Origin of the sequence: Rhodococcus sp. KRD175, assembly GCF_017168275.1 — a bacterium.
Taxonomy (GTDB): Bacteria; Actinomycetota; Actinomycetes; order Mycobacteriales; family Mycobacteriaceae; genus Rhodococcoides; species Rhodococcoides fascians.
In genome coordinates, this window is record NZ_JABFAQ010000056.1 from 1 (window position 1) to 8,625 (window position 8,625).

At 59.7% G+C, this 8,625-nt stretch carries 7 protein-coding genes; all 7 read left to right on the top strand.

What is annotated here, in order from left to right; translation table 11 throughout:
* The coding region (locus tag J1M81_RS25095) for a site-specific integrase (protein ID WP_308051316.1) at positions 1-1,528 on the top strand (1,528 nt) is incomplete at its 5' end.
* 35 nt (positions 1,529-1,563) lie between these two features.
* Complete coding sequence (locus J1M81_RS25100) at positions 1,564-3,345, top strand: hypothetical protein (RefSeq protein WP_141215008.1); 1,782 nt, start codon at positions 1,564-1,566, stop codon at positions 3,343-3,345.
* 842 nt (positions 3,346-4,187) lie between these two features.
* The gene (locus tag J1M81_RS25105; protein ID WP_141215007.1) at positions 4,188-5,435 is read left to right on the top strand and encodes a hypothetical protein; all 1,248 of its coding nucleotides are present in this window, start codon (positions 4,188-4,190) and stop codon (positions 5,433-5,435) included.
* Complete coding sequence (locus J1M81_RS25110) at positions 5,432-5,866, top strand: hypothetical protein (RefSeq protein WP_042940335.1); 435 nt, start codon at positions 5,432-5,434, stop codon at positions 5,864-5,866. The genes J1M81_RS25105 and J1M81_RS25110 overlap by 4 nt, the downstream gene beginning before the upstream one ends.
* Positions 5,867-6,480: 614 nt before the next feature.
* A complete protein-coding gene (locus tag J1M81_RS25115; RefSeq protein ID WP_141217217.1) occupies positions 6,481-6,816 on the top strand; it encodes a hypothetical protein in 336 nt (111 codons plus the stop codon).
* Positions 6,817-6,897: 81 nt separating this feature from the next.
* Positions 6,898-7,698 carry a matrixin family metalloprotease gene (locus J1M81_RS25120; RefSeq protein WP_008720606.1) on the top strand — a complete coding sequence of 267 codons (801 nt, stop codon included), beginning with the start codon at positions 6,898-6,900 and terminating at the stop codon, positions 7,696-7,698.
* A gap of 160 nt (positions 7,699-7,858) precedes the next feature.
* On the top strand, positions 7,859-8,356 hold the full coding sequence (locus tag J1M81_RS25125; protein ID WP_008720607.1) for a hypothetical protein: 498 nt from the start codon (positions 7,859-7,861) through the stop codon (positions 8,354-8,356).
* Positions 8,357-8,625: the final 269 nt, after the last annotated feature.

Genomic DNA, 8,625 nt, shown 5'->3' on the forward strand with positions numbered 1-8,625 from the left:
TTTTGTGCACGGATGGACAGATGTCCACGTACTGTTGCCCACCATGCCGAGACCTGGTTGGCGTGTTTGTATCACTCCACACGAGTTGGTGCCGCGGCCAGCGGTGCCGGACACAAATTTGGAGTGGCCTGGGTTCGCGCGGCCAGAGTTGGTGGCCGGCACGCCGTTCCTCATTGACCCATCATTTGAGTATGACATCGAGTTGAATGCCTTCTTCAGATCAGTCGATATGCAGGCGAAGGCGCGCCACACCCAGGTGGGCTACGCCCGCGATCTAGCCGCGTTTTTGAACTTCGTTGCTGTCTCACGAGACAGAGCTCGTTGGTGCGACGTCAACGAGGCTGACCATCTGGCGTACTGGCGCTGGCGCAGGATCGACTCTCAAGGGCCGCACATACAAGGTGCGACATGGGACCGAGAGGTTGCCGCAGTCGACAAGTTCTATCGATGGCAGGTCCGCGCGGGCCATATATTGAACAACCCTGTGCCGCAGAGAGTTCGACGACCAATGCCGTTCGGCGCGGGCCTCGTCCGTCATGACTCTTCGACCACAACACCGGCAACCTACTCGCACGATGCCGCGACGGATCGTATCGAGTGGCTCCCACCCCAGTCCTACCGTTTATGGCGCGATGTCGGGATTCGCGGATATCGCGCCGACGGTGTCCACGACACCGGGTTTCGCGGTCGCTGGGCGGCGCGCAATGCATCATTCTGCGACTTGATGGTGCGCACCGGCATGCGGTTGTCCGAGCAAGCGGCGCTGACGGTATTCGATGTGCCAACAGCTCGCGGTCTCGGGGGCTATCAACGTTTTTGGCTGCCGACGGCCATCGCCAAAGGTCGTTCGGCCCGCCGAGTCTACGTTCCTGAATCCGTGATCGCCGACCTGATCGGGTACGCGACACTCGATCGCGCGGAGGTCATCGCCCGCGCACGCGCCTGCGGACGGTACGAACAGGTTCGCCGCCCGCTCGTGATCCCTGATCCGCATTCGCCGGTCGTCGTACAGACTCGGTCCGGTCTGCGATCGACCGTGAAAGTTTCCAACCTCGATGCCGACGAACGACGCCGCTTGCTCATCGACGGGCCCGATGGCTTGACGCCGGCCGCGTTCTGGCTGTCGGAGTTCGGCACCCCCATCGCGGTCTCGACCTGGAAAGACATGTTCGCAGTCGCCAACACACGGTGTCGTCGAGCAGGAGTTCCTCTGACTGCACATGCTCACCTCCTGCGGCACACGTTCGCGGTGGTGACTCTGGAACAGCTACAGCGCGGACATATCAGCGCGATGACCGAAATGACTGCCGAACAGCGAGGGCAATGGACACAGATCTTCGGTGACCCTCTGGACTGGGTGCGACGTCGCCTCGGACACCGCTCCGTGGTGACAACACAGATCTACTTACACGCGCTGTCGGAATTGGAAATGGAAACGCGAATGATGTTGGTGCCCAACACATGGGAAGATCCCCGCGACACTCCACTCGACGTCTTCGACGTCGCCACTGAGAACAAAACACAGTGAACGGTCGCGGCAGTACCGGCACCGGGCGCCGCGCGATGCTCCCATCTGGCCCGTACACACCGACCGAAGGCGAACACGCCATCGCCTCCGGCCTCACGGTCCGATTCGATGGTGAAGACGGCCGGACTCTGCTGGTGGACGTCGCGAAGATGGCGCTGCCCGGTTGGCACACGGCAGTTGCAGAGGCTCTGGCCCTTGCCCTCGGGGCGACGGGACGCAGCAGGACGCTCAGCTCAGCGAAGGGACTGGTTACGAGGGTGCGATCCATGCTGCGATCCCTCTCGGAACTGCCGGATCCACCGACCGGACCACCGTTGCTGGAGACCGCCCACCTCCAATCTGTCTACAACCAGCGCAGAATCACGCAGAAGGACGTCTACGCCTGGCGAGGCATCGCACTTTTCGGACAGTTCCTGACGTTGCCACCGCTGGTCGATACGGTGAATTCATCAGTGATCGACTACACCTGCCGCCAAATCGGGCAGACCCGGATTGGCCAACCTGGCTACTCGGACGGAGAGTTCGATCGTATTCTCTCAGCCGCTCGGTCAGACATCACCGCATTGCGCGATCGAATTCGACTCTCGGAAGCTGCAATAGGACAAACGGGTGAACAGGAAGGCTTGGAGGGCGACAAAGAGCTCGTCGCGATTGCGGAATCAGGAGTCGTACCCCCGAGCCGGAGCTTCAGCGCGCACGTCGTCAGACTGGAGCTTGCGAGCCGGCTCTATATGACGATCCGGGACCTCGCGCCAATGCTCGTGTTGATGGTGGCGCTGACCGGCCGCAATATCGAAACCATCAAAGAGCTCCCCTGGGAACACCGAATCCTGGAGACACGCGCCGTCGAAGTTCGTGTCATCAAACGCCGCCGCGGCAATCACCGATGGTTCGAGACCGCGACGTGGGAGATCGGGCCACCGGGTCGCGAACTGCACTATCCCGGCGGTCTTTACCTACTGCTACACGAACTGACCACTCGCAGCAGGAACACTTCTGGCAGCGCATCCGTTTGGTCGATCTGGCGTAGCGGCCACAACACCGGCCTTCGCGGTATCGAAGAACATTTCGACCCATTCGCTCGCGAACTGACCGCGACAGCAATCAACCTTGCCGGATGGCGCACCCGGCATTGCCTCCACGCTGACGTCGTCGACGGAACGCCCCCGGCTCCGCTTGCGGTCACCGGCAACCGGATCAAGACCACGGCAGACGTGCGCCGTACCAAACAGATCGGCGGTCACCTCCCGTCCGCTGCCCGGAGCAACACCATCCCGGTTCTGTTCCGGAACTATCTACGCGGAGACCCGACAACACAGGAATGGGCACACACCGTTGTTGCGGCTGCCGTCAGCGACGCCGAATCGAGCGCTCTGGCAGCACACAGACGGGCGCTGCACGTTGCAGGAGGCACACTGAACGTGCAGCCGGAACGCTCCGCCACCAATCCTCACGGGGATACCCCGCCGACGCACACAGACGCAGCCGATACCGCCTGGTCAGCGTGCCGGGATCACGACCACCATCCCGCCACCGGGAGAAGCTGTCGCGCATCGTTTCTCGACTGCTTTCACTGCGGAAACTGCGTGATCACGCCTGATCACCTTCCTGGACTGCTCGGATTGCTCGATGCGCTGGCGGCCCGCCGCGATCAGCTGTCGGAGGCCGATTGGTGGGTCCGATACGGACCGACGTGGGCGGCCATCCGCCATGACGTTCTCTCGAAGTTCAATCGGTCCGAGATCCTGGCGGCAACGGAGATCAAACCCACCGATGCACTTCTCGATCTCGTCGAATCACCATGGGAGCAAACATGACCAACGCCCACCCTCAACCGTCGACGTCGCACCCGTTCGACGAACGATGCGTACTGAACGGGCGGCCGGTGCGCCCGGAGACAGAACTCAGCCGAGCTTCCCGATTCGTAGAGGACGTCTGGGATCTCAGTCCAGCTTTCTTTCAGCAACATCATGTTGCTCTGATCCTCGACTTCACATCCGTGCCGTCTGTCTATCGCACCGTGGCCAAAGAACTTTTCATCGGGCTGCTGGGCGGGCCTGCACCCGCCAGAGGACGCGGCTTACCGAAGGTAGCGACGATTGCCTCGATGTTGCCCACGCTCCGCCACTTCTTCTCCTGGCTCGCTTCGCGACCCAACCTGCGCCAGCCGCTGCTATCGGAGTTGCAACCTTCCGATTTGATTGCGTACCAACTGCATTTGCTCGCGACGCAACCCACTCTCACGGTTCGTGATCGCTATCGCAGTTCGGTTCGGTCGCTCTATCGCTACCGCGGACTCATGGTTACCGATCAGCTGACTTTCGACCCGTACCACATCGATGGTTGGAGCGAGTCCGGCGACAGGAGCGGGCCAGACAACGCGACCGCCAGAATTCCGGAGGCGGTGCTCGGACCCCTACTCACCTGGAGTCTGCGGTTCGTCGATGAGTTTGCATCGGACATTCTCGCGGCAGACCGCGAGTGGCGACGAGTTCGATTGCAAGAAGGGGTAGTTCCGCCCGAGGCAAGGCGTTGGGTAGAGAAGGATCTGGTCCATCTGTTAGCTGAATACCGTGACGCAGAACGCCCACTACCGGGACACAACGGCCAACCGAGCTTTCGCCACCTGTCCCGCCTGCTTGGATGCGATCGCTCGACCTTGCGGACTTACCATGACCTCATCGAGGACACAGCTCGACTGGTCGGGGTCGACAACGATGTCTCGTGTGACGTGGTGATCAACGGACGGATCAACGGGTCCCCCTGGATTGACCGCATCCTGTTCAATCGGCGTGATCGGCAGGCCGGGATCTTGCACCTGCTGTCGGCGCTGAGCGCAGCCTGCTACGTGATCATCGCGTTCCTGTCCGGCATGCGTGACAGCGAGATCAAGCATCTGCAGCGGGGCTGCATCAGCGTCAAACGTGACCCTCACGGCAGGCCCTACCGGTGGATGATCACCAGCCTGGCGTTCAAAGGTGAACGCGACCCCACCGGAGTGCAAGCGACCTGGGTTGTCGGCGCTCCGGCCGCCCGCGCCGTGGCGGTCCTCGAACTCCTCCAACCCCGTAACGAAACCCGGCTGTTCGCACCCTCAACTCATGGCACCGCTGTGCGGATCGGCAAAACCGCCGCCCACGTCAATTTGACCAAGACCACGAACGACCACATCAACAATCTGGTGTCCTGGATCGATGGCTATTGTCGCGCACATGATCTCGCAGAGGACATTCCGGCTGTGAATGCCCAAACGTGGCGGCTGACAACCCGCCAGTTCAGACGAACACTCGCCTGGTTCATCGCACGCCAACCCGGCGGATCCATTGCCGGGGCAATTCAATATCGCCACCAAGCTGTCCAGATGTTCGAGGGCTACGCCGGCACATCGGATAGCGGTTTCCGCGCCGAAGTCGAGTCAGAGGAGGCCCTTGCCCGAGGGGAGGGTCTGATGGCAATGATCGATGCCCACGAACACACCGATCTCGTTGGACCCGCCGCCGACGAAGCCCGCCGACGTCTGAGCGAGCTCGAGTCGAATATCCGATACCAAGGACAGGTCGTCACCGACCGGCGTCGGCACGACCGCTTAATACGCCGATTCGACCCAGCAATCTATCCAGGCCGATACGCCACCTGCGTCTACGATCCGGACAAGGCACTGTGCACACGCGCACAAAACCTTTCGGGCCAGAACGCGCCGACGCTCGGTGGTTGTCGACCTCTCGAATGCCGCAACGTCGCGCTCACCTCAGGCAACCTCGACGAGTTGCGTTCGGAGAGCTCCGATATCGAGCGCGAGCTCGAACGAACACCGTCGCTGCCTCCGTTGCTGCAGCATCGACTACGGCAACGGAGTGAGCAGATAAATCAGTTCGTCGACCGACACGATCCGAACTCAATCCGATGAGTAAACGCATCGACCTCCCGAGCGAGCAGGACGTCCGTCGAGTGATGACAGAGCACATCGAAGACGCAGCATCGGCCGGCGGCCGCGCCACTGTCATCGGCCTTGCCCGTCGACTGGGTCTGTCCAACGCAACCTTCTGGCGGCACTACCCCGCTATCGCTGCCGAACTCAGAGCCGCTTCCGTCGCAGCTCCCGTCGCCACACGGCATGACGACCGGACCGAACTCCTTGCCTCCAACAAACGCGTGCAACGAGACAACGCGGCGCTGACTCAAGACCTCACCCTCGCACTGGCCGTCATCCAGCGGCTAACACTCGACAACCACGCCCTACGGAAAGAACTGGAAACAACGTCAGGGGTGACCTCCCTGCAGTCACGCTCGAGCTCCGCGGACGCTGTCGTGGGCGCGTGTGGCCGGCAGGACCGCTAAGCCTCGATCCACCGATAAAGCTGCAAGATACTGGGCGTCGGGGAGGAAGTATCCTCCGACCAGAATTAATTCGAGTTCTCACACAGCGAATCAGACCAGACCACTCCGAGTATGTTCACCGCTGTCCTTTTTGAGATGACTCGTTCAGCTTTTGACGTCGGATGGCAGATACACCAACGACAATGCTTGCGATCCCAGCCGCGAGGACAAGCGTTGACAGCGGATCAAATTCATTAGTCTCCACACGCGTGTCAAAATCCTGTGCAGCGCAACGCACGACGACTAGCGGTAGGAGGGGACGACTGGACTCGACGTCGACAGCCCCCGGATAAGCATTCTCGCAAATTTCTGAGGCCGAGCGACCGAGCCCAATCTGGCTGGTCGCCCCAAATGCAACACCAACGAGCAAGACGCCGATTAGAACCAGCAGGACAGCTGGCCGTAGCCACCGAGAACCTGTATTGCTCATGCGTTCGAAGTCTAGCCGCCGTCGAGTTGGCGGCGGTCACGGTGACCGAATTGTGACCAAACTCGTGTTCGCGTGTCTCTCCAACGGTGGGCAAACTGACCGTACTGTTCGGTTCGTCCTTGATGCCCTTCACTGTGGGAGCTCCATGAAACCGAGCAGGCTACCTCTCAAGTCGCATATTGGCGATCCAAGCCCATTGATCAATGTCCGCTTCAGGCAGCATCGGACGCGAAATCAAATTGTCGCTCGAAGAATGTCACTTATCGGTGCGTTAATTACATCCCTTGCATTGCTAGTTTCTACACCTGGCGTTGCGAACGCCGATCAATTTCGCAACAACCAGTGGGTATTCGGCTCCATCGAACGCGAATTTATCGATTTCCTTTCCGGTGCTAACCAATACGGCCAAGGCGGCACCTCGAGTATCGGAGAACCCACCAGTGGCGAGCTTTACGCAGGAAACAGCAACGAGGGGCGGTAGCAGGAATTCGGGTTTACTAATCGCATTTACTGGTCGCCGAATGTCGACCCAAACAAAGGTCGTCAAATCGGCGGCTTGATCATGAACAAGTGGCTTAATTTGCCATCGCGTCAGTACAGAACGTATGTCAACGGCCCGTATCAGTACGAGAAGCGAAGCGACGAACGTGGACGACTCGGGTACCCGGTCACACGTGAGAGCCCTGCTTCTGGCGGGCGGTACAACAACTTCCAGGGCGGCGCGATTACATACAAGTTCGGAGCCACATCTGCCTATGCCACCTGGGGTAACATTCGCGATCAGTGGGCTGCGCAGAACTACGAGCTTGGACCCTTGGGCTTCCCGAGCAGTGATGAGTACCTGTGTCAAGATGGAACAACGTCCAATGATGGTTACGAGTCATATGGCGCTTCCGGACAGAACTTCCAGAACGGCCAGTATCTGACGTCAGGACGCAGGCCGCCGACATTGGGCTACAGCTCAGTCCTCTTCTCCAAACTCACCTATCAGTCATCTTCCCAATACACGACCGCAATTTCGCAGGCATCCACTGCTTGGAATGCACTTGGGAGCGTCCAGGTTACCCCCTATGACCCTGTGAACCCGACGCTCACTAATGTGGAAATTTCCGACGCCAACCGTCCGGACGTCACATGGGCCGGGCTATACAGCAACACCGACTTTGGGGTGGACACTATTCAAATGAATACAGCGAAGCTCGGTAACGCCAGTAATCAACGGAACGTTATGACACACGAGATGGGTCATGCGCTCGGTTTGGCGCATAACTGCAAAAGTCAGCTGATGGATCCGATTTCAAACTCATCGGTTTTTGCGCCGCAGTTCATGGATCAAGCCGCCTACCGTCAACTCTGGGGATGACATGATGAAGGTCAGAAGTTTAGGATCAAAGTACGGCACGGTGGGCGTTGCGAGCTTATTCGCCTGCATTGTATTAGTTGGCTGCAGCACTTCGGCAGGCACGCAACCTGGAGATGCTGGCACGACTGCCAGCGTGACTACGCGCACACAAGCAGTGGAAATGGACTCGGCTTTCGATGTGACAGACCCTCAGCAGCTTGCCGGTTGGGCCGACGCGGTCTTCGTCGGAACAGTGATTGAGCAAGTCGGTACGAAGGCAGTTGGGCCGTTTCCCGAGACGCAGTTTTCTGTTGAGGTGCTTCAGACCCTAAAGGGTGACGTCGCGGGCCAAATACTCGTCAATCAGCAAGGCGGGTATGGCACCGACGGTACGTTGTACTTACTGGACGATGACCCACTGATCGAGCCGGGAGCAACATACCTTATGTCGGCTGGCTTCTTGCCGTCCGAAAACTGGTACACGGTCGCTCCACGCGCGGGCAAAGTGACGTTGTCAGCAGAGGAAGTTGCTGCCGTCAGCGATGGAACTGCGCGGCGATCAACCGATGAGCCAGCGCCGGTCGCAACAATGCGAGATGCCATCGACAACGAGATTCCGTTCGATCCGAACCGCGAATCGGAGCCCGTCAGCTCCGAACCGCCAGTGCCACCAAGGTAGGTGTGTGACTTCAGTCGACTGGACCGGAAGCTGATCTTCACGTCCCACCAGTGCAGTTCGGGGGTGTATGACTTATTCCCGAACTGCACTGACGTTTTAGCCTGTCTTGGCTGTCGACGGGCCAAATCCTCATCCGCGGTGGCTCCGCTACAGCGGCAGCTCATGGTCCGAGCGTGATTCGGGCAGGTGTCGAACCCTCGTTGGTGATGGCCCGAAACAGCGGGATACTAATCGGATGCACAGTGGTCAGAGGCAAACCCCGTCTACAA